We start from the raw sequence: 20,736 nt of genomic DNA on the forward strand, positions 1-20,736 counted from the left end.
GACACCATCCGGAGCCAGCAAACACAAACCACCAGGCTGGACCTCACCCTCAGGCCGGCACTACCCCAGCGAACACCAGGACTGGGAACCACCCCACCTACCGCACCACACCCTGGCCACCGAGGACCCCGGCCAGAACCCGTACCAGGACCCCGAATCGAAACAGCCTCCGGACCCCTTCCCGGAGTGGCACTCCTTCGTGGCCGGGCACGCATTGCCCGCAATGGATACCGCGTTGGACACTGACGATAAGTTCTGGGCAGAGCCCCTCGATGACCCTCAGGCGGAGGGCTTCCTACTTCAGTGCGCCTGATAGACCAGCAGTGGCCCGTTCGGCAATGCAAGCCTCAATCCCAATCCCTGCTCGTCCGCGTAAGAAGACACCCTCAACGGGACAGTTCGGTACCCTGCCGCAGCTATAGGGTGGAGCACATGAAGCTCACGCCAGTCACCCTCTGCTTCCTGCTCCGTGACGCGGAGAGCCGGACCGAGGTGCTGCTGGGCCTGAAAAGGACCGGCTTCGGCATCGGCAAGATCGTGGGCATCGGCGGCCACGTGGAGCCGGGGGAGAGCGATGCCGAGGCCGTGGTCCGCGAGGTCTGGGAAGAGGCCGGCCTCGTGGTGCTCCAGGAAGACCTGGCCCACGCGGGTGTCATCGAATTCATCTTTCCCACCCGGCCCGAACTGAACATGTCATGCCGGCTCTTCACCACCAGACGGTGGGAAGGCGAGCCCGCGGAAAGCCCTGAAATCACGCCCGAGTGGTTCGACGCCGCGTCGCTGCCGCTGGAGCGGATGTGGCAGGACGCGGAGCACTGGCTTCCGAAGGCGCTGGCAGGCGAGCTGCTCGACATCATGGTTGTCCTCAAGGATGACAACGAGACCGTGGCATCGATCGAAAAGCTTTCGCCGTGGATGTAACCGTTGGCCCCCGCCGGTGGTAATACAGGGAGCCTTCAGCTCAGGACACGGCGGGCCTGACGGCAGGCGCTGCCCGCAACGCCGACGGAAGCGGGGGACAGGCATGGAATCGACGAAGGACAACACCACGGGACGAGTTTTCAGCGACGACGGAATGACGCAGGACTCCGCCGCGGAGGCCGCCACCCGTCGCCGGTGGCCCCGGGTGGCCGTCTTTGTGGCCATCGCCGCCGCCGCGGTCACCGGCGGTATGCTGGCGGCCGGCAACCTCGGCTCAGCCCCCGGGCCGGCAGACAGCGCAGGGGGTGTGACGCCGCCAACCGCGTTCGCGTCGATGACGGTCACGCCGACTCCGAGTGTCGCGCCATCAGTTTCCGTGCCGGCGCCTGCCGCAGCCCTAGCCGGCGAATGGCGGACGTTCACCAGCGCCGGCGGGAAGGTCACCTTCGAGTATCCGGCAGCCTGGAACGTTGCGTCGCCGCCGGGCGCTGCGGGCGCCGCTGCCGTCGACGTCGATGTGTCGGATGCAGCCGGCACGGTAGTGGCCTCGCTGCACTACGGGCCTGCGGGTGGAATTGGCGGGGCCTGCGAGAACCCCGTTCCCTACAGCGTCCTGGATTCGATGGAGCTCCAGTTGCCGTACAACCCAGCGGCGGCCGGCACCATTACACCCCGTTTCACTTTCCGCGCCCTGCAGGAACCCGCCAGCGTCACCGCCTCGTACGGGATCACAAGCAGTGCCGCAGGCAGGGACGGCAAGACCTGCATGTTTTACAACGTGGTCAGCGGGCCGGCCGAGTCGCCCCTGTACTCCTTTGCCGACGCTTTCCAGGTCAACGCGGGCGGTACCGCGGAGAACGGCAACCGCAAGGGGGCCAAGAGCTTCGGCTCGCTGGACGAGGCGCGTGCGTACATGCAGACCTCCGAATACCTGAACGCCAAACGCATGATCACGTCCCTGAAAATCAAGGCAGGCTAGGCGCGGTCCGGCCAGGCACAAGAGAGCGGGCCGGTCACCTATGAAAGGTGACCGGCCCGCCGTCGTACATACCTGAGGCTGAAGGACTAGGGCAGGTGCCGTTCCTCGACGCCGTTGTATTCGCTCAGCGGACGGATCAGCGAGTTGGCGTCCAGCTGCTCCATGATGTGTGCGGTCCAGCCGGTGATGCGGCTGGCGACAAACAGGGGAGTGAAGGTTGCGGTGTCGAAACCCATGAGGTGATAGGTGGGACCGGTCGGATAATCGAGGTTCGGCTTGATCGCCTTGGCCTCGTCCATGGCCGATTCCAGCCCGTTGTACAGGCCCAGCAGTTCGGGGCGGCCGTAGTGGGCGATCATCTTGTCGAGGGCCGCCTTCATGGTGGGCACCCGGGAGTCGCCGTGCTTGTAAACGCGGTGGCCGAAGCCCATGACCTTTTTCTTCTGGGCCAGGGCGTTTTCCATCCAGGCCTTGGCCCGGCTGGCTGCCTCCTCCAACGACTCCTCCGGCCGGATGCCGATCTCGTCGAAGGTGTGCATGACGGCCTCGTTCGCTCCGCCGTGCAGCGAGCCCTTGAGCGCGCCGATGGCACCGGTCACGGCCGAATGCAGATCCGAGAGCGTGGACGTGATGACACGGGCCGTGAACGTGGAGGCATTGAAGGAGTGCTCGGCGTACAAAATCATTGAGACATTGAATGCGTCGACTACTTCGGGGACGGCTTCCTCGCCGAAGGTCATCCAGAGGAAGTTGGCGTCGTACCCCAGATCGTCGCGGGGCTCCACGAGGTCCAGGCCGTGACGGCGGCGCTGGTCGTAGGCCACGACGGCCGGCATCGCGGCGAACAGGTCAAGCGCCTTGGCCAGGTTGGCTTCGCGCGAGGAATCCTCGGCGAGCGGGTGCCGTGCCCCCATGACGGAGGCAGCAGTCCGGCAGACGTCCATCGGGTGGGAGGTGATCGGCAGCGCGTCGATCACCTGTTTGACCACCGGGTCCAGCGGGCGTCCGGCGCGTTCCTGTGCCGTGAACTCGGCCAGCTGCTCCGGGGTGGGGAGTTCGCCGTTCCAGAGCAGGTAGGCGACTTCTTCGAAGCTGCACCTGGCGGCCAGTTCCTGAACAGGGTAGCCGCGGTAGAGCAATGAATTGGTGTCCGGGTTGACCTTGGAGACGGCGGTGTAGTCCACTACGACGCCGGCGAGGCCCTTCTTGATCTCTTGTTCAGCCATGCTGAAACTCCTTTGTTCCTGTCGCCTGTTGTGCCGGCCGGAGCCGGAAGTCCGGTGTTTGGGTCACTGACCGGGAATCTGGAAATTGAAGACCCCGGTGTCAAAGCGGTTGTAGGCCTCGTAGTCAACGAGGTCATACAAACGCGCACGGGTCAGCATGCTTCCAACCTGTGCCTCCTGCGTTCCGTCGGCCTTAATCGATTCCAGAGTACGCTCCGCAGCGCCCATGGCACTACGGAGCAGCGTCACCGGATAGATGACCATGTTGACCCCGACGCCGGCCAGCTCATCGACCGTGAACAGGGCGCTCTGGCCGAATTCGGTCATGTTGGCCAAGATGGGCACGTCGACGGCGTCCCGGATCGCCTGGAACTCGCTCAGGTCCTTCATGGCCTCAGGGAAGATGGCGTCCGCTCCGGCTTCCACGAGTGCCTTGGCGCGGTCCTGGGCGGCCTGCAGCCCGTCGGTGGCGCGGATGTCGGTCCGGGCCATGATCAGGAAGTTCGGGTCGCGCCGGGCGTCGGCCGCGGCCCGGATCCGCTTGGTGGCGGTGTCCAGGTCCACAACATTCTTGCCGTCCAGGTGGCCGCAGCGCTTCGGGTTGAACTGGTCCTCGATGTGGCAGCCGGCGAGGCCCGCGTTCTCGAGTTCCTGGACGGAGCGTGCCACGTTCATCGGCTCGCCGAAGCCGGTGTCGGCGTCGACGATCGCAGGCAGGTCGGTCATCCGGGCGATCTGACCGGCCCGGGTGGCCACCTCGGTGAGGGTGGTCAGGCCGATGTCCGGCAGGCCGAGGTCGTTGGCGAGGACCGCACCGGAAATGTAGACCCCGGCGAAGCCCTTCTCCTCGATCAGCCGGGCGGAGAGCGGGTTGAACGCGCCCGGGAATTGGGCGATGGTGCCGGAGGCCAGCAGTTCGCGGAACCGGATCCGCTTCTGTTCCGGTGTGACCTTCGAATACAGCATTAGAAGAGTCCCTTCGGAGCGGCGGCGGGGTTGATCACGCCGTCGGCCGCCTTGATGTTGAGCTGGTCCAGCTCGCCGGCGGCGAGTTGGGGGAGCCGGGTGGCAGCGTCGAGGAAGCGGTCGATCTCCTCGTCGGCGACGAGGCCTGCGGCGAGCGTGCGGAACTTGTTGACGTACTGCTCCCGCGCGAACGGCCGGGCGCCCAGCGGGTGGGCGTCGGCGACGGCGATCTCATCGATGATGACGGTGCCGTCCGTCAGGGTGATCTCGACCGAACCGCCGAAGGCCTTCTCGGCGATATCGAGGGAGTGGTAGCGCCGGGTCCATTCCGGGTCCTCGACCGTGGTGACCTTGTGCCAGAGTTCCACGGTGTCCGCACGCCCGGCGCGTTCCGGGGCGTAGGAATCGACGTGGTGCCAGGAGCCGTCCTGCAGGGCGACGGTGAAGATGTACGGGATCGAGTGGTCCAGCGTCTCGCGGCTGGCCGTGGGATCGTACTTCTGCGGGTCGTTGGCGCCGGAGCCGATCACGTAGTGGGTGTGGTGGCTGGTCTTGATCAGCACCGACGCCACGTTGGCCGGGTCGGTGACCTCGGGGTGTTCGCCGTGGAGCTTGCGGGCGAGGTCGATCCAGGCCTGGGCCTGGTATTCGGCCGAGTGTTCCTTTGTGTAGGTGTCCATGATGGCGCGCTTGGCCTCGCCGGCTACGGGCAGCGGCACGGTGTAGCTGGCCTCCGGACCGTCCAGCATCCACGCGATTACGCCGTCTTCGCCTTCGTAGATCGGCACCGGGGAGGTCTGGCCGCGCATTGCACGGTCCGCGGACTCGACGGCCATCTTCCCGGCAAACGCGGGGGCGTGGGCCTTCCAGGTGGAGATCTCGCCCTTGCGGGACTGCCGGGTGGCGGTGGTGGTGTGCAGGGCCTGGCCGACGGACTGGAAGATGGTCTCGACGTCGAGCCCCAGCAGGGTGCCGATGCCGGCGGCGGCGGAGGGGCCCAGGTGTGCGACGTGGTCGATCTTGTGCTTGTGCAGGCAGATGGCCTTGACCAGGTTGACCTGGATCTCGTAGCCGGTGGCGATGCCGCGGATCAGGTCCTGGCCGCTGGAACCGACGTGCTGGGCCACGGCCAGGATCGGCGGGATGTTGTCGCCCGGGTGCGAGTAGTCCGCGGCGAGGAACGTGTCGTGGTAGTCGAGTTCGCGGACAGCCACGCCGTTCGCCCAGGCGGCCCATTCGGGGGAGACGCGCTCCTCGATGCCGAAGACCTTCGAACCCTTGCCGCCGGTGCTCGGGCCGTGGGTCAGTGCCTGCGCACGGGCGGCGACGATCGGCGCGCGGTTCAGGGAGGCGATGGCCACCGAGGCGTTGTCGATGACGCGGTTGATCACCATGTCGGTGACCTCGTCGGTAACCGGCACGGGATCGGCGGCCACCTTTGCAATCTTGTAGGCGAGCTGGTCCTCGCGGCCCAGGTTTTCCTCGCTCTTGTAAACGCGGACGTGGTGTTCCTTAACCATGGTGCTCCTTCTGGTGAGGTGTATGGGTGGCTTTGACGTGGGACAGGCTGCGGTGCAGGTGGAGCGTCGTGGCGGCCTCGGCCAGCCGGGGGTTGCCGGCCGCGATCGCCTCGGCGATGGCGGCGTGCTCGGCGGCGGCGGCCGTGAGCCGGGCCGCGTCGTCGGCCGCCAGCCTGCGGACCCGGACCAGATGGACGCGCAGGCTGCGCATCGCCTGGGCCAGGTAGGAGTTGGAGATCGCTGCGTCGATGGCGGCGTCCAGCCGTCCGACAAGCCCGTAGTAGTCGTGCAGGGCCGGATCCTGGCCGCCGATCAGCCCGGGGGCCTGCAGCAGTTCGCGCCGGAGCTGCTCAAAGGTCTCAGGGTCTCCGCGTTCGGCGGCGAGGGCTGCGGCCTTCCCCTCGAGGGTTTCGCGCAGTTCGAAGAGTTCGTCGATGTCCTCAAGCGAAATGTCGGTCACGACGACGCCCCGGCCGCCCGCCGCCGTCGTCAGCCCCTCCGCCGTGAGCCGGCTCAGGGCCTCCCGCAGCGGGGTGCGGGAGATGCCCAGCCGCTCGGACTGCTCCACCTCCGCGAGCACCGTACCGGGCAGAAGGCGCCACTCGATGATGTCGTCGCGAAGGGCCGCGTAGGCTTTGTCGCTGGCACGCATCCTGGCTCCTTCGTTGGCTGACAATGTCCAGTGTATACACGGAACGGCTGTGAGCCCAGTAACAGCCGGATTTCTCTGCCGAAGAGAGGTTTTTGTATACAAAAGCCTTGTGTCGGGCACGCTGGCAGGGCTACCATGAGCTCCATCACAACGTCGTGGACGGGATGTATTTTATGGATATCAAGAGCTACCGGGACAGCTACGGGCGCAGCCTGGAACAGCCCTCGGAATTCTGGCTGGAGGCCGCACGCAAGGTCTCCTGGTCGACTCCGCCGCGGCAGGCACTGGATTCCAGCCGCGCTCCGCTTTACGGCTGGTTTCCGGACGGGATCCTGAACACCTCCTACAACGCGCTGGACCGGCACGTCGCGGAAGGCCGGGGTGCACAGGACGCCCTGATCTACGACTCCGCGATGCTCGGCACCCAGCAGCGCTACAGCTATGCGGAACTCACGGAGCTCGTGGCCCGGTTCGCAGGCGTCCTGCGCAGCCACGGTGTCCGCAAGGGCGACCGCGTGGTGATCTACATGCCGATGATCCCCGAGGCCGCGATCGCGATGCTTGCCACCGCCAGGCTCGGCGCAGTGCACTCCGTGGTCTTCGGCGGATTCGCCCCCAAGGAATTGGCCGCCCGAATCCGCGACGCCGCCCCGGCAGCTGTGGTGACCGCATCCGGGGGCATCGAGCCCTCCCGCCGGATCGAATACCTGCCTGCCGTCGCCGAGGCCCTGGAACTGGCCGGAGCACCCGGGACCCCCGTGCTGGTCAAGTCCCGGGAAGGCTTCGACTCCACGGTGGCCGGGCACGCCGGCTGGCTGGACTGGGACACCGAGATAGCCTCCGCCGAGCCCGCCGGGCCGGTCGACGTCCAGGCCACGGATCCGCTCTACATCCTCTACACCTCGGGCACCACCGGCACCCCCAAGGGCGTCGTGCGGGACAACGGCGGCCATGCCGTGGCGCTCAGCTGGACCCTGGAAAACATCTACGACGTCGGCCCCGGCGACGTCATGTGGACCGCCTCCGATGTCGGCTGGGTCGTCGGGCACTCCTACATCGTCTACGGGCCGCTGCTGGCCGGCGCCACCACCGTCCTCTACGAAGGCAAACCGGTGGGAACACCCGACGCCGGCGCGTTCTGGCGGGTGGTGCAGGACCACAAGGTCAACGTGCTGTTTACCGCGCCCACCGCGCTGCGTGCCATCCGGAAGGCCGACCCCGAGGCGAAGCTCCTGGAAAAGTACGACATTTCCAGCCTGCGCACCCTGTTCGCGGCCGGCGAGCGGCTGGACACCGACACCTTCCACTGGGCCTCCCGGACCCTCGGCGTTCCGGTCGTGGACCACTGGTGGCAGACGGAGACCGGCTGGGCCATCTGCGCCAACCCTCGCGGCATGGCCGAACTGCCCATCAAGGCAGGTTCGCCCAGCGTCCCGATGCCAGGCTTCCGGCTCAACGTCGTCGACGGCTCGGGCGGGGACGTAGAGGCCGGCACGGAAGGCAACATCGTCCTGGAATTGCCCCTGCCGCCGGGAACGCTGGCCACACTCTGGCGCAACGACGAACGCTACGTGTCCTCCTACCTCCAGGCGTTCGAGGGCTACTACGCCACGGGTGACTCCGGCTACCGGGACGAGGACGGCTATCTCTTCGTCATGGGCCGCACGGACGACATCATCAACGTGGCCGGACACCGGCTCTCCACCGGCGCCATGGAACAGGTGATCGGGCAGCATCCGGCGGTGGCCGAATGCGCCGTGATCGGCATCGCCGACCCGCTCAAGGGCCAGCGGCCCAGCGGCTACGTGGTGCTCAAATCCGGGGTGGACATCTCCCCGGAACTCCTGGCCAAGGACCTGGTTGCCCTGGTCCGGCGGGACATCGGCGCGGTGGCGGACTTCAAGCACGTCACCGTGGTGGAAGCCCTGCCCAAGACCCGGTCAGGAAAGATCCTGCGCAAGACCATGCGCCAGATCGCCGACGGCGAAGAGTACGTGGTGCCCTCGACCATCGAGGACGCCGGCGTGATCGAGCAACTGCTCGAATCCCTGCGCCCCGGTCCCGCACCGAGATGACACTTGGCGGGACTTTGCCCCCGGGAATCGTTGCCGCCAAGTGTCACCTCGGTGACAGGAACCACCGGGGAGCGGCAGGCTTACGACGGCGGCCGGGTCCAGCGGTATTCGTTCTCCGGCCGGCCGGGGGCGCCGTAGCGCGCCGCGCGGGAGACGGTGCCGGCGTCGGCCAGGTACTCGAGATAGCGACGGGCGGTGACCCGGGACATGCCGAGCGCGGCCATCACCTCGCTGGCTGACACTGCCCCGGTCTGCAGTTTCACGAATTCCTGAACGGATTCCAGCGTGGACGGGGCCAGACCCTTGGGCAGCGGCAGCTCGGACGGTGCCCGTAGGCTCGCAAAGGCCTGGTCCACGTCACTCTGGGAGGCGCCGGGCCCGGCAGTCCCCGTCGCGGACGAGGCCAGTTGTTCCCGGAACAGCCGGTAGCTGGCCAGTTTGTCCGCGAACGTTGCGAACGTGAAGGGCTTGATCAGGTACTGGACGACGCCGGTGGCCACCGCGCTGCGGACGATGTTCAGTTCCCGCACGGCGGTGATGGCGATGATGTCCGCGAAGAGGCCGGAGGCCCGCATCCGTCGTGCGATGTCGAGCCCGTGCAGATCCGGGAGGTTCATGTCCAGCAGGACCAGCTCCACCGGGTTGCCCGCGGCCGCGAATTCCGTCAGCAGGCGCAGGGCCGACTGCCCGTCGGGCGCGGAACCGGCCAGGGTGAAACCGTCCAGCCTGCCGACGTAGGCGGCGTGGGCCGCTGCGGCGATCGGTTCGTCTTCTACGACGAGCACCCGGATATCGCTCATGACTGTCCCTCTGTTGTGACCGGCAGTGTGACGTGGAACAGTGCTCCGGCCGGGCTGGTGATTGTCATGGTACCGCCCAGGCGGTGCACGGCCTGGCGGACCAAAGCCAGGCCCAGACCCCGCCCGAACGGCCCCGGCGCCTTGGTGCTGAAACCGTGGCGGAAGACGTCTTCCACAGCTTCCGGGTCGATCCCCGGGCCGCTGTCCTCGACCATGATCTCGAGGGCCGCGGCGGTGGTCTGGACCGACAGTTCAACGAGCCTGGGCGCCGGTGCTTCGGCGGCGGCGTCAATGGCGTTGTCCAGCAGGTTCCCGAGGATGGCCACCAGGTCCTGGACGGCCAGCCCGGTCACCGCCGTGGAGCCGCCGGTGGTGAGGAGCAGTTCGACACCGCGTTCGTGCGCTTCCGCTGCCTTGCCCATGATCAGGGCACCGAGTACGGGTTCCTCTATGGAGCTCACGAGGTCATCCGTCAGCCGCTGGCTGAGCTCGAGGTCTTTGGTCGCGAAGTCCAGGGCCTCCGGCGCCCGTCCCAGTTCCATCAGCGAGACGATCGTGTGGAGCCGGTTGGCATGCTCGTGGGTCTGGGCACGGAGGGCGTCGGAGAGTGTGCGCATGGTTTCCAGCTCGCTGCCCAGCGATTCGATTTCTGTGCGGTCCCGGATGGTGGCGACCGTGCCGAAGACCGCCTCCCGCTGGCGGGCCGCGGCAGGTCCGGGGCCCACCGCCGGGCCTTGGTTCACCACCAGGATCCGGGAGCCGGTCAGGTGGATCTCGTCGAGCGCGGTCCGCCCCGATTCGAAGAGTTCCTTGAGGCTCGGCGCCAGTGGCAGGTCCGCCAGGGACGGGGCTGCCTGCCGTCCCTCCGCCGGGGAGCCGGGGGATTCCGTGCCGCCGCCGGGGGAGCGTTTCGTCAGCCCCAGGAGTTCCGCGGCCTGGTCGTTGTACATGACCACATGGCCTTTCAAATCGATCAGGATCACGCCCTCGCGCACGGAATGCAGCACCGATTCGTAATAGGCGAAGAGCTGGGCGAGCTGTTCGGGACCCCAGCCGCGGGTCACCCGGCGCAGGTACCGGCCCAGCAGCCAGGACGCCACTGATCCGCCCGCAAGCAGCGCCACGACGATTGCCAGCAGCGCAGGCAGCCTGCCGGAGACCGCAATGTCCACGGTCCGGACCGTCACCCCCGCCGCCACCAGGGCCCGCACGGTGCCGTCGGCATCCTTGACCGGGGCGATGGTGCGGACCGAGGGCCCGAGGGTGCCGGCCACGACCTCCGTGAACACCTGGCCATTGAGGGCCGCATCGATGGACCCGATATACGGATTGCCCAGTTCCTCAGCCCGCGGATGGGTCCACCGGGTGCGGTCCGGGGCCATGATCGTGATGAAATCCGCATCCGCATCCTGCATGACCTTCAGGGCATACGGCTGGAGCACCGCCGACGGATCGGCGGCGCTCGCCGCCTCCAGCACGAGGGGGGTGTCGGCCACAGTGACGGCAATGCCGGCCATCCGGCGGCCGGCCTCCTCGTAGGCGTGGTCGCGCGCGTCAACGAAGGTGGCAGTGCCGACGATGGCCGTCAGCGCCACCATAAACAGCAGATGGGCCACAAAGAGCCTGCGGGCGATGCTCCAGCGGTGGATCATCAGCACCTTCCATGACCAATATGAACGCAAGGGTGATGCGCGTCACCCCGTCACCAATGATGGGGGTACACACAAGAACGGACGTGATGGGGCCCACAGCCTGTGCCGCATCAATGTCCAGCCTATCCAAGGAGAACACCATGGCCTCTCAACGAGGAGAGTCAGCGGCACCGGCCGCGACGCCGGTCAAGAAGCGCAAGGGACTGGACAAGTCCCACTACCTTTACATCGCAGTCATCGTTGCCGTGATCGCCGGCGCCCTGGTCGGGCTGTTGTTCCCCGAGGTCGGCAAGTCCCTGAAGCCGCTCGGCGACGGCTTCATCAAACTCATCAAGATGATGATCGGCCCGGTCATCTTCTGCACCATCGTCCTCGGCATCGGTTCCATCGCCAAGGCGGCCACGGTCGGCAAGGTCGGCGGCCTGGCCTTGGCCTACTTCATGGTGATGTCCACCTTCGCGCTGGCCATCGGCCTGGTCGTCGGCAACCTGATCCACCCGGGCGAGGGCCTCAAACTCGCCCCCTACGACCCGAACAAGAAGGCGGCCACCGACAGCACGGTCGACTTCCTGCTTGGCATCATCCCGGGCGACATTCCCGTCTTGCCGACCCTCCTCGCCGCGATCCTGGTCGGCTTCGCCTTGCAGAAGATGGGCCCGCAGGGAGCCCCGATCCTCAGGGCCGTCGGCCACGGCCAGGCCCTCGTGTTCCGCATCCTGATCATGATCATGTGGCTGGCCCCGGTCGGAGCCTTCGGTGCGATCGCCGCCGTCGTCGGTGCCACCGGCTTCCAGGCCATCATCAGCATGGCGACCCTGATGGGCGCCTTTTACGTCACCTGTGCCCTGTTCATCGTCGTGATCCTCGGCGGGCTGCTCAAGGTGGTTGCCGGCGTCAGCATCTTCCGGCTCATGAAATACCTCGGCCGCGAATACCTGCTGATCTTCTCCACGTCCTCCTCCGAGGCCGCGCTGCCCCGCCTGATCGCGAAAATGGAACACCTCGGCGTGTCCAAGCCGGTCGTCGGCGTCACCGTCCCCACCGGCTACTCCTTCAACCTCGACGGCACTGCCATCTACCTGACCATGGCCTCACTCTTCGTGGCCAACGCCATGGGCACCCCGCTGGACCTGGGCGCCCAGGTTTCCCTGCTGATCTTCATGATCATCGCCTCCAAGGGCGCCGCCGGTGTCACCGGTGCCGGCCTGGCCACCCTGGCCGCAGGACTCCAGGCGCATGCGCCGCAGCTTCTGGGCGGCGTGGGCATGATCGTCGGCATCGACCGCTTCATGTCCGAGGCCCGGGCGCTGACCAACTTCACCGGCAACGCCGTGGCCACCGTGCTGATCGGCACCTGGGTCAAGGAGATCGACGGCGGACAGGTCGAGCGTGTCCTCTCCGGCAGCGAGCCCTTCAACGAACAGACCATGATCGCCGGACATGCCGTCCACGAGGAACCCGCAGAGCCGGTCCGCCCGGTTCCCGTGAACGCCTGACCACCAGCTTCACTGCCACCGCGCTGCAGCAGCGGCCGCGTTGACCAGAGAATAGACCGCCCGGACGCAGACCAGCGTGCGGGCGGTTTTTCGCGGTTCCACAGCACCTTCGACTTCTACCAGAAGGTTGAGGCTCAGTTAAGGCCCGCTGTCAAGGTCCGTGGAATACCGTGTCGGGCGCTGTAGCCTTGGAAGGAATAAGATCGGCGCTGGAAGTCCAGGGCAGGAATATTAAGCAGCCAGGTACATCAAGCGGGCAGCAACATCAAGCACGACAATCACCGTCATCGAAAGTGTGGATAGATACGTGAGCAGCGAACAGGGTTCAGCAACTCTGGAAGGCACAGAACTCGATCTGGAAGACGCCGTCATGGGCCCCACCGGGCGCCCTCACCGCGTCTTTCCGGAACCCGCGCCGCTGTCATCCCACGGCCCCGCGCGGGTTATCGCCATGGTCAACCAGAAGGGCGGGGTGGGCAAAACCACGTCCACCATCAACCTCGCTGCCGCGCTGGCCGAATACGGCCGCCGGGTGTTGCTCGTCGACTTCGACCCGCAGGGTGCGCTGTCCGCGGGCCTCGGCATCAACCCGCACGAACTCGATCTCACGGTCTACAACGTCCTTATGGACCGCAAGGTCGACATCCGGGATGCCATCCACAAGACCGGTGTCGAGAACGTGGATCTGCTTCCGGCCAATATCGATCTCTCCGCCGCGGAAGTCCAGCTGGTCAATGAGGTAGCCCGGGAACAGGTGCTCGACCGGGCGCTGAAGAAAGTCGAGGACGACTACGACGTCGTCCTCATCGACTGCCAGCCCTCGCTCGGCCTGCTCACCGTCAACGCGCTGACCGCCGCCCACGGCGTCATCATCCCGCTGATCTGCGAATTCTTCGCCCTGCGTGCGGTGGCGCTCCTCGTGGAGACCATCGACAAGGTCCAGGACCGCCTGAACCCGCGGCTCCAGGTGGACGGCGTGCTTGCCACCATGTACGACGCCCGCACCCTGCACAGCCGCGAAGTGATCTCCCGCCTAGTGGAAGCCTTCGACGACAAGGTCTTCGAGACCGTCATCAAGCGCTCCATCAAGTTCGCCGACGCCACCGTGGCCGCCGAGCCCATCACCACGTACGCCGGCAACCACATCGGCGCCGACGCCTACCGCAACCTCGCCAAAGAACTCATTTCGCGCGGCGGCGCGCCCTAGCCAGGTCCATGGCAGAGTCGGGCGCTCCCACAGCGGAGCTGGAAATGCCGGCTGAGCTGGAACTTCCGGCTGAGCTGCCGGCCGCTGCCGGGGAGGCTGCCGCCAGCGCGCCGGCAGCGAAAAAGCCCGGCTTCGAGGTCAGGCTGGTCAACTTCACCGGGCCCTTCGACCTCCTGCTCGGCCTGATCTCCAAGCACCAGCTGGACATCACCGAGGTGGCGCTCTCCACGGTCACCGACGAATTCATCAAATACATCAAGGGATTGCAGGCGCTGGGGGAAGACTGGGCCCTGGATGAGGCCAGCGAATTCCTGGTCATCGCCGCCACGCTTCTGGACCTCAAGGCGGCCCGGCTGCTGCCCGCCGGCGAGGTTGAAGACGACGAGGACATCGCGCTGCTGGAAGCCCGCGACCTCCTCTTCGCCCGGCTCCTGCAATACAAGGCCTTCAAGCACGTCGCCGGAATGATGGAGTCCACCCTAGAACTTGAGGCCCGCCGCTACCCGCGCCAGGTTGCGCTCGAGGATCACTTCGCCGCGATGCTCCCGGACCTTGTCTGGAGGCACACCCCGCAACAGTTCGCCGCCCTGGCCGAGGCAGCCCTCAAGCCCAAGGAAGCTGCCCCCACCGAGGTGGGCCTGGCGCATCTCCACGGCAGCCCGGTCAGTGTCAAAGAGCAGGCCGAACTGCTCGGTGAGCGCCTGCGCCTGGGCAATCCGCTCACATTCCGGGCACTCATCGCCGACGCCGAGTCCACCCTCGTCGTGGTGGCACGGTTCCTGGCGCTGCTGGAACTCTTCCGGGACCGCGCCGTGGCGTTCGACCAACTGCTGCCGCTGGGGGACCTGACCGTCCACTGGACGGCCGGCGGAGACAACTGGAGCAGCGGAAACCTGAGCGAAGAATATGAGGATCAGCCTTGAGTGAGACACGTTCCGGGCCGTCCCGGGCAGCGGCCGGAGCCGACGAACTGCCACGCCCCGCGGCCGAGGACGCCGGACCCGACGTCGCCGGCCTGCCCGGCGGCGCCCGCGCAGCCCTCGAAGCCGTGCTGATGGTGATCGACGAGCCGGCCACCGCCACCGGGCTGGCGGCAGGGCTGAACCTGACGGTCGACGTCGTCGAGGGTCTACTGGAGGAACTGCAGCGGGAGTATAACGGTTATACTGTTAATGCCCCGGATGTGGACGATGCCAGTTTCAACGGCTTCAGCGCCACCGCCCGGGGTTTTGAATTGCGGAATATCGCCGGAGGCTGGCGGATCTATTCCCGCGCTGAATTCGCCGATATCGTCGGCGGATTTGTGCTGGAAGGACAGACAGCCAGGCTGACGCAGGCGGCGCTCGAAACGCTCGCCGTCATCGCTTACCGCCAGCCCGTATCAAGGGCGCGGGTGTCTGCAATTCGAGGAGTCAATGTTGACTCTGTCGTGCGGACGCTGACGCAGCGCGGGCTGATCGAGGATTCGGGAACAGATCCCGAGTCCGGGGCCATCCTGTACCGCACGACGTCGTATTTCCTGGAGCGGATGGGAATCGGCTCGGTGGCGGAATTGCCGCAGCTTTCACCCCATCTTCCGGGGCTTGAAGGCATCGAAGAGTTTTACGACGCTGGAAGAATGTAGGCAGGAACAACTGCCTGCACACGAGTATCCACCAGGGCGGAATCATTTTGCCCCGTCGGCGGGTGTTGTCGGGAGACAGCGGCCGTCGGCCAACAAACGAAGGACGGGTCATGACACAGGCGGGACGCCAGGGTTCACCACGTAACAGTTCGGGACGTAACAGTGCCGGACAAAACAAGGCCGGACAAAACAAGGCCGGACAAAACAAGGCCGGACAAAACCCGGCGCAGGGCTCAGGCCGCGGCGCACAGGGCGGTTCAAGCCGCACCGGTGGAGCCGGATTCAAGGGCGGCGGAGACCGCCCCTTCAAGCACCCCAAGCCCCGCGAAGAGGCATTCATCGATCCTGACCTGCAGGGTCCCGATGGCGCGCCGGCGGCAGGCCGCCCGGCATCCGGGGACTGGAAGTCAAAGGCGCCCTCCGGCAAGGAAGCAGCCCGCAAGGCTGCCGCCCGCAAGCCCGGCTTCGGCAAGTCACCCGGCACCCCCGGTGCCCTCAAGCCCAAGCCGCGTACCGGCGCCGCCAAGTTCGCGGGCCCCCGCGCCTTCGGCAGCGAACGCTTCGGCCAGAACCTTGGCCCCGTGCGCAAGCCCGCGCGCAAGCGCGGACCGCGCGCCGAGGTGCCCCAGTCCGAGCTGCACGACCAGGACGGCATCCGCCTCCAGAAGGTCATGGCTTCGGCCGGCGTCGCCTCACGGCGTGTCTGCGAAGAAATGATCGCCGAAGGCCGCGTCGAGGTCGACGGCCAGGTCGTCACCGAGCTCGGTGTCCGCGTGGATCCGAAGACCGCCGTGATCCACGTCGACGGTCTCCGCATCCAGCTGGACGAGAACATGGTCTACATGGTCTTCAACAAGCCCAAGGGCGTTGTCTCCACCATGGAGGACCCGGACGGGCGTCCCTGCATCAGCGACTTCGTCCGGAACAGCCACGGCGAACGGCTCTTCCACGTGGGCCGGCTCGACGTCGCCACCGAGGGCCTGCTGCTGCTGACGAACGACGGCGAACTTGCCAACCGCCTGACGCACCCCTCTTACGAAGTGCCCAAGACCTACCTCGTGCAGGTCCGCGGGCCCTTCCCGCAGGGCATCGGTGCCGAGCTCAAGGCCGGCGTCGAACTCGAGGACGGCATCGCCTCGGTCGATTCCTTCAAGCTCGTCGACTCGACCCCGGGCCACGTGCTGATCGAAGTCATTCTGCACTCGGGCAAGAACCGGATTGTCCGGCGTCTCTTCGACGCCGTCGGCTTCCCGGTGCTGCGTCTGGTCCGCGTCAAGGTCGGCCCCATCGGCCTGGGAGACCAGCGCCAGGGCAGCATCCGCAACCTTGGCAAGCAGGAAGTCGGCCATCTGCTGGCATCCGTAGGGCTGTAGCATGTCCGCTTTTCGTACCCACGGCCGCGGCCACCTGAATGGCCCGGTGGTGGTCGTCGGGACGGGACTGCTCGGCACCAGCATCGGGCTGGGGCTGCGGGGCCGCGGGGTCTCGGTATTCCTCTCCGATCCTTCACCCACCAACCAGGCCGTCGCCGTCGACATCGGCGCCGGCCTGCCATTGGCGCGCCTCGACGGGGAACAGCCTGAACTCGTGGTGGTGGCCGCTCCGCCGGATGTCACCGCCGATGTGGTTGCCAAGGCCCTGACGGAATACCCGCAGTCCGCGGTGGTCGATATCGCCAGCGTGAAAGCCGGCATCCAGGCCGACCTCCGGGCCCGCGGGGCCGATCTCGCCCGCTACGTCGGGACCCACCCCATGGCGGGCCGGGAGAAGTCCGGTCCGGTAGCCGCCCGCGGTGAGCTGTTCACCTCGATGCCCTGGGTATTGTGCCCTTCGGCGGAAACGTCGCCCGAAGCCCTGCAGACGGGGCGGTCGCTGGCAACGGATCTTGGCGCGGTGGTGTCCGAATTCGGGGCCGAAGAACATGACGAGGCCGTGGCCCTGGTCTCGCACCTGCCCCAGATCATGTCCTCGCTGGTGGCCAGCCGCCTGCAGGGCACGCCGCCGCATGCGCTCTCCCTCGCCGGGAACGGGCTGCGCGACGTGACCCGCATCGCGGCCAGCGATCCAACCCTTTGGGTGCAGATCCTTGGCGCCAACGCGGGCAAGGTTGTCGGGATCCTGAACGGGGTCCGCGAGGACCTCAACCGCCTGATCGGCACGCTCGAGAACCCGACCGCCCCCGGCGCCCGGCTCGACCTGGCCCAGCTGATCAGCGAAGGCAACGCGGGACAGTCCCGTATTCCGGGCAAGCACGGCGGACCGCCGCAGGCCTACTCCTGGCTGACGGTCCTGGTGGATGACACCCCCGGCCAGATCGCCAGGCTCCTCACGGAGATCGGCGAGATCGGCGTGAACCTCGAGGACCTCCGCCTGGACCACTCCTCGGGCCAGAACGTCGGCATGGTGGAAATCTCCGTACTGCCGAACAAACATGACCTATTAATCGAAGCCCTCAACGATCGCGGATGGCGGGTACTCCAGTAATGACCCAGGAACTCATAGAAACGGTGGACGTTGTCCGCCCCGGAAAAAGCCTTGTCGTGGCTATCGACGGACCGTCCGGATCGGGCAAGTCCAGCGTCAGCAAGGAAGTCGCGCGGCGGCTCCGGCTTGCCTATCTCGACACCGGCGCGATGTACCGCGCCCTGACCTGGTTCTGCCTGGATGCCGGGACCGACCTGGATGACGCGGCCGCGGTTGAGGCTGCAGCAGAGAACCTCCCGCTGGAGATCAGCACCAGCCCGCAGGACGAGTACGTGCGCGTCGGCGGCGTCGACATCACCCTCGCAATCCGGGAGCCGGCGATCTCCGCGGCCGTCAGTGCCGTGGCCACCACGCTTGGCGCCCGCACCGAACTCATCCGCCGCCAGCGTGAGCTGATCGAGCACCACCACCGCCGCATGGTGGTCGAGGGGCGTGACATCACCACCGTCGTCGCCCCGGGAGCCGAAGTGCGGATGCTCCTCACCGCGAGCGAGGAGGCGCGCCTGCGCCGCCGGGGGATCCAGCTTGGCGGCAGCCAGAACGCCGAGCAGCTCGCCGCCCAGGTGACCCAGCGCGACGCCAGGGACTCCACCGTGGTGAACTTCACCCAGGCGGCCGACGGCGTGGTGACCCTGGACTCTTCGGACCTGGACTTCGCCCAGACCGTCGACGCTGCGCTCGGCATCGTGGACCGCGTCATCAACCACAAGGTCACCAAGGGTGACTGAGCCGCAGCCGGCAGTGCCGGGGCGGTGGACAACGGCCTGGAGCCGGCCCGTGGGCTGGCTGCTGGACCACGTCGCCTACCGGACCTCGGTGACCGGGCGGGCCAACGTTCCGGCCACCGGCCCGGTGATCTTCGCTGGGAACCACATCAGTTTCCTGGACGGACCCGTCATGTTCGGCGCCGCACCTCGCCCCATGCACATCCTGGTCAAGAAGGAGCTGTTCACCGGCTTCCTCGGCCTGGTGCTCACGGCCTCCGGCCAGCTCGCCGTCGACCGTGCGGGCGACCGTGCGGCGCTGCAGACAGCCAAGCGGGTTCTCGCCGCCGGACGGTGCGTGGGGATCCTCCCCGAAGGAACGCGGGGGAGCGGCGAGGCGGCGGCCATCAACAACGGAGTCGCCTGGCTCGCGTTGAACTCCGGTGCCACCGTGGTCCCCGTGGCCATCCTCGGCACCCGGGTCGGCGACGAGCACCTGGACGCCGTCCCGCGGCTGCGCCGCCGGCTGCACGTCAGCTTCGGCGGGGCCCTCAATGTCAGCCGCCGGCCGGGTGAGACCGGCCGTGTTTCAATGGACAGGGCGGGAACCGAGATCCGCGCCGCGCTGGCCAGGCATGTCCAAGACTCCATTACATACAGTGGGCAGCCCTTGCCCGACGCGGATTCCCCGCAAGAACGTCATGAAGCAGTAGCCGGGACGCCGGCAGATCACCATCTAAGGAAAGTGCAATGAGCGATACGACTCAAACCTCCGGCAACTTTGGCGCCGGCGAAGACGAATACACGCCCACCGGCACGGACCAGGTAGCTGAGCATCTCGCCGCCCTGGACGACGACGAAGCGGAGCTCCGGGCGGCCTCCCTCCGGGCCGGCCTGGACGACTACGAACTCGACGAGGAAGACGCCGCGCTCCTGAGTGGCGGCTACGACGACGAGGACTTCGACGGTCCGGTCAAGCTGGATCCCGTGCTGGCCATCATCGGCCGTCCGAACGTCGGCAAGTCCACCCTGGTCAACCGCATCCTCGGCCGCCGCGAAGCGGTCGTGGAAGACACCCCCGGCGTCACCCGTGACCGCGTTATGTACTCGGCCACCTGGAACGGCCGGAACTTCACGGTCGTCGACACCGGCGGCTGGGAGCACGATGCCCGCGGCATCCACGCCCGCGTTGCCGATCAGGCCGAGATGGCCGTAGAACTCGCTGACGCCGTGCTGTTCGTCGTCGACTCCGCCGTCGGCGCCACGGCCACGGACGAAGCCGTCGTGAAGATGCTCCGCAAGTCCAAGAAGCCGGTCATCATGGTGGCCAATAAGGTGGACGACTTTGCGCAGGAAGCAGACTCGGCCACGCTCTGGGGCCTCGGCTTCGGCGAGCCTTACCCGGTTTCGGCGCTCCACGGCCGCGGCGTCGCCGACCTGCTGGACCACGTCATGGACACTCTTCCCGAGTTCTCCACGATCGAAGGCCTGGAGCGCTCCGGCGGTCCGCGCCGCATCGCACTGATCGGCCGGCCCAACGTCGGCAAGTCCTCGCTGCTGAACAAGCTTGCCGGTTCCGAGCGCGTGGTGGTGGACAACACCGCCGGCACCACCCGGGACCCGGTCGATGAGTTCATCGAACTCGGCGGCCGGACCTGGCGCTTCGTCGACACTGCCGGCATCCGCCGCCGCCAGCACATGGCCCAGGGCGCGGATTTCTACGCCTCGCTCCGGACCCAGAGTGCGCTCGAAAAGGCCGAGGTCGCCGTCGTGCTCCTCGCCGTGGACGAAGTCCTCAGCGAGCAGGACGTCCGCATCCTGCAGCTGGCGATCGAATCCGGCCGCGCACTGGTCCTCGCGTTCAACAAGTGGGACCTGCTCGACGACGAACGCCGCACCTACCTCGAACGTGAGATCGAGCAGGACCTTGCCCACGTTGCGTGGGCGCCGCGGGTCAACATTTCGGCGCTGACCGGGTGGCACAAGGACAAGCTCGTCCCGGCCCTCGACACCGCGCTGGAAAGCTGGGACAAGCGCATCCCGACCGGACGCCTCAACGCGTTCCTCGGCGAACTTGTCGCGGCACACCCGCACCCGGTCCGGGGCGGCAAGCAGCCCCGCATTCTCTTCGGCACCCAGGCCTCCAGCCGGCCGCCGAAGTTCGTGCTGTTCACTACCGGTTTCCTGGATCCGGGCTACCGCCGCTTCATCACCCGCCGGCTCCGCGAGACTTTCGGTTTCGAGGGCACCCCGATCGAGGTCAACATGCGCGTCCGCGAAAAGCGCGGCAAGAAGCGTTAATTAGGACACACACTGCCCGTGACATGCGGAAAATGTCACGGGCACCCTCCAAGATCGTGTAAGCTTTTGGAGGTGGTTCGGCCGGACTGCAGAGATGAAATCTCCTGGATATACAGGGAATGGCATCGA

The 20,736-nt window shown here is 66.9% G+C and carries 18 protein-coding genes and 1 pseudogene; 13 read left to right on the top strand and 6 right to left on the bottom strand.

Going from position 1 to position 20,736, the window contains the following annotated elements; genetic code table 11:
* The 3 genes and pseudogenes from ABIB51_RS16985 to ABIB51_RS16995 form a co-directional block, all read left to right on the top strand.
* Positions 1–313, top strand: a pseudogene (locus ABIB51_RS16985) (hypothetical protein); the annotation flags it as partial.
* Between the two features lie 119 nt (positions 314–432).
* Positions 433–921, top strand: a complete 489-nt coding sequence (locus tag ABIB51_RS16990; protein ID WP_354190088.1) for an 8-oxo-dGTP diphosphatase — start codon at positions 433–435, stop codon at positions 919–921.
* A gap of 103 nt (positions 922–1,024) precedes the next feature.
* Entirely contained in the window at positions 1,025–1,900 is an 876-nt protein-coding gene (locus tag ABIB51_RS16995; RefSeq protein WP_354190090.1) for a hypothetical protein, read from the top strand.
* A gap of 86 nt (positions 1,901–1,986) precedes the next feature.
* Here ABIB51_RS16995 and ABIB51_RS17000 read toward each other — a convergent pair whose 3' ends face one another.
* The 4 genes from ABIB51_RS17000 to ABIB51_RS17015 all read right to left on the bottom strand — a co-directional run bounded on the left by ABIB51_RS17000 (position 1,987) and on the right by ABIB51_RS17015 (position 6,264).
* Positions 1,987–3,126: a bifunctional 2-methylcitrate synthase/citrate synthase gene (locus ABIB51_RS17000; RefSeq protein ID WP_354190092.1), complete on the bottom strand. Its 1,140-nt coding sequence runs from the start codon at positions 3,124–3,126 to the stop codon at positions 1,987–1,989.
* 63 nt (positions 3,127–3,189) lie between these two features.
* Entirely contained in the window at positions 3,190–4,092 is a 903-nt protein-coding gene (gene prpB / locus ABIB51_RS17005; RefSeq protein WP_354190094.1) for a methylisocitrate lyase, read from the bottom strand.
* The gene (locus ABIB51_RS17010) at positions 4,092–5,612 is read right to left on the bottom strand and encodes an MmgE/PrpD family protein (RefSeq protein ID WP_354190096.1); all 1,521 of its coding nucleotides are present in this window, start codon (positions 5,610–5,612) and stop codon (positions 4,092–4,094) included. Before ABIB51_RS17010 ends, prpB begins: the two co-directional genes overlap by 1 nt.
* Entirely contained in the window at positions 5,605–6,264 is a 660-nt protein-coding gene (locus ABIB51_RS17015; RefSeq protein ID WP_354190098.1) for a GntR family transcriptional regulator, read from the bottom strand. The genes ABIB51_RS17010 and ABIB51_RS17015 overlap by 8 nt, the downstream gene beginning before the upstream one ends.
* Before the next feature lie 173 nt (positions 6,265–6,437).
* Between ABIB51_RS17015 and ABIB51_RS17020 the strand changes: the two genes are divergently transcribed.
* Complete coding sequence (locus ABIB51_RS17020; RefSeq protein ID WP_354190100.1) at positions 6,438–8,339, top strand: propionyl-CoA synthetase; 1,902 nt, start codon at positions 6,438–6,440, stop codon at positions 8,337–8,339.
* An 80-nt stretch (positions 8,340–8,419) separates the two neighbouring features.
* Here the strand turns inward: ABIB51_RS17020 and ABIB51_RS17025 are convergent, their stop codons facing one another.
* Complete coding sequence (locus ABIB51_RS17025; protein ID WP_354190102.1) at positions 8,420–9,139, bottom strand: response regulator; 720 nt, start codon at positions 9,137–9,139, stop codon at positions 8,420–8,422.
* Positions 9,136–10,791 (bottom strand): sensor histidine kinase, encoded by a 1,656-nt coding sequence (locus ABIB51_RS17030; protein ID WP_354190103.1) that lies wholly within the window; start codon positions 10,789–10,791, stop codon positions 9,136–9,138. The genes ABIB51_RS17025 and ABIB51_RS17030 overlap by 4 nt, the downstream gene beginning before the upstream one ends.
* A gap of 140 nt (positions 10,792–10,931) precedes the next feature.
* Between ABIB51_RS17030 and ABIB51_RS17035 the strand changes: the two genes are divergently transcribed.
* The 9 genes from ABIB51_RS17035 to der all read left to right on the top strand — a co-directional run bounded on the left by ABIB51_RS17035 (position 10,932) and on the right by der (position 20,607).
* A complete protein-coding gene (locus tag ABIB51_RS17035) occupies positions 10,932–12,287 on the top strand; it encodes a cation:dicarboxylate symporter family transporter (protein ID WP_354190105.1) in 1,356 nt (451 codons plus the stop codon).
* Positions 12,288–12,594: 307 nt separating this feature from the next.
* Positions 12,595–13,494: a ParA family protein gene (locus tag ABIB51_RS17040; protein ID WP_354190107.1), complete on the top strand. Its 900-nt coding sequence runs from the start codon at positions 12,595–12,597 to the stop codon at positions 13,492–13,494.
* An 8-nt stretch (positions 13,495–13,502) separates the two neighbouring features.
* A complete protein-coding gene (locus ABIB51_RS17045) occupies positions 13,503–14,417 on the top strand; it encodes a segregation and condensation protein A (RefSeq protein ID WP_354190109.1) in 915 nt (304 codons plus the stop codon).
* Positions 14,418–14,464: 47 nt separating this feature from the next.
* Entirely contained in the window at positions 14,465–15,118 is a 654-nt protein-coding gene (gene scpB, locus ABIB51_RS17050; RefSeq protein ID WP_354190237.1) for an SMC-Scp complex subunit ScpB, read from the top strand.
* 110 nt (positions 15,119–15,228) lie between these two features.
* Positions 15,229–16,491 carry a pseudouridine synthase gene (locus ABIB51_RS17055; RefSeq protein ID WP_354190110.1) on the top strand — a complete coding sequence of 421 codons (1,263 nt, stop codon included), beginning with the start codon at positions 15,229–15,231 and terminating at the stop codon, positions 16,489–16,491.
* 1 nt (position 16,492) lies between these two features.
* Positions 16,493–17,602 (top strand): prephenate dehydrogenase, encoded by a 1,110-nt coding sequence (locus tag ABIB51_RS17060; protein ID WP_354190112.1) that lies wholly within the window; start codon positions 16,493–16,495, stop codon positions 17,600–17,602.
* Positions 17,602–18,330, top strand: coding sequence for a (d)CMP kinase (cmk, locus tag ABIB51_RS17065; RefSeq protein ID WP_354190114.1), 729 nt, complete (start codon positions 17,602–17,604; stop codon positions 18,328–18,330). The genes ABIB51_RS17060 and cmk overlap by 1 nt, the downstream gene beginning before the upstream one ends.
* Complete coding sequence (locus tag ABIB51_RS17070) at positions 18,323–19,060, top strand: lysophospholipid acyltransferase family protein (protein ID WP_354190116.1); 738 nt, start codon at positions 18,323–18,325, stop codon at positions 19,058–19,060. The genes cmk and ABIB51_RS17070 overlap by 8 nt, the downstream gene beginning before the upstream one ends.
* Positions 19,057–20,607, top strand: coding sequence for a ribosome biogenesis GTPase Der (gene der, locus ABIB51_RS17075; RefSeq protein ID WP_354190118.1), 1,551 nt, complete (start codon positions 19,057–19,059; stop codon positions 20,605–20,607). Before ABIB51_RS17070 ends, der begins: the two co-directional genes overlap by 4 nt.
* Positions 20,608–20,736 lie beyond the last annotated feature (129 nt).

The sequence above is a fragment of the Arthrobacter sp. UYCu712 genome (assembly GCF_040547005.1).
GTDB lineage: Bacteria > Actinomycetota > Actinomycetes > Actinomycetales > Micrococcaceae > Arthrobacter.